The organism is Vibrio sp. 970, from assembly GCF_033339075.1.
Window position 1 is genome coordinate 1 of the sequence record NZ_JAWOTW010000212.1, and the last position, 784, is coordinate 784.

The 784-nt window shown below is 42.1% G+C and carries 1 protein-coding gene; it reads right to left on the minus strand.

Translation table 11 applies throughout. The features are described 5' to 3' along the window. Window positions 1–703: DUF3581 domain-containing protein (locus R7Q11_RS25750; protein ID WP_225466949.1), on the minus strand; the 703-nt coding region annotated here is incomplete at its 3' end. Between the last annotated feature and the right edge of the window lie 81 nt (window positions 704–784).

Here is a 784-nt window from a genome sequence, read left to right on the forward strand (position 1 = left end):
CTAGGAATGCATCCTTACGCTCATTAAAGCGGTGTACAAGGTCGTCAACGGCTTCTTGATCGTATGGCTTCAAACCACTCGCTACCATACGTTTAATGCCTTTACCGACCACTTCACCATCTTCTTTGAATGCGAAGTTCAAAGTCACCACGCCGCGCTTACCATCTACATCAAACGTCGCACCAGTAAAATCCACTTCAGGATGTGTAAGGTCTAAGCGTGAAAATTCGACTTCCATGCTTTCATAAATAACCAGTGGACGCTGACAGTTGATCATCATTTGTTTCTCTTCCATAAGAGGAACCATGATGTGCGGGAAGTTCATGCCAGAAAACTGCACGTAATTTGTTACCACGTGCTCAATAAAAGCCGGGTTGTGGTTGGTTTCGCCTTCACGAGACATGTGCAAGTATTCTTTGCCTGCCTCATCTACGACTGCGCTTTCTTTTTCACACTTATTTTCAATATGCAGCTCAATGCCATCATTTACCATGCCAGAGAAACGAAAGCGCATTTTTTGGCTGATGCCTTCTTTACTTAGTAGAACGGCAAATAGCAGGTCGCCAGGCACACAAAAGCGTTTGTTATCTTCATCATGAATAGGGTTGTAATCACCAGCCACGCGCTTAGCAAAGTGACTTGCTTGTTCACGAGTGAATTGAAATTGATGATTATTGTTTGAAAAATAAGGTGTTAGAAACATAATTATTAAGTAGTAAACAAAACTGTAAGGGATTATATGCGAATATCTGAGTTGCAATGGTCCATCCAGTAGAAAGTTCAC